This is a genomic window from Shewanella sp. 10N.286.52.E4 (assembly GCF_041468785.1).
Lineage (GTDB): Bacteria > Pseudomonadota > Gammaproteobacteria > Enterobacterales > Shewanellaceae > Shewanella > Shewanella electrodiphila.
In genome coordinates this window covers 993-1199 of the sequence record NZ_JBFRJJ010000080.1, presented here as the reverse complement: position 1 = coordinate 1199, position 207 = coordinate 993, and the positions used below count along the sequence as shown (strand labels likewise).

The window sequence follows — 207 nt, the reverse complement described above, 5'->3', positions numbered from 1 at the left end:
CACAGCTACGCCACTCATTTGTTAGAACAAGGGCTAGATTTGCGCTCAGTGCAAAGCCTGCTCGGTCACAACAGCCTTAATACCACCGCCCGCTATACCCGCCTCACCACTATCACTCGCAAAAATACCGCCCTATCCGTTAACCAGCTGACTGATAATTTGGTGCTCAAATGGGAGTGCGATTTATGATGTTCATTGAACTTTTAC

Annotated in this window: 1 protein-coding gene; it reads left to right on the top strand. The window is 47.8% G+C overall.

Annotated elements, in window-relative coordinates; all coding sequences use genetic code 11:
• Positions 1-189: tyrosine-type recombinase/integrase (locus AB4153_RS21630; protein WP_371998606.1), on the top strand; the 189-nt coding region annotated here is incomplete at its 5' end.
• Positions 190-207: the final 18 nt, after the last annotated feature.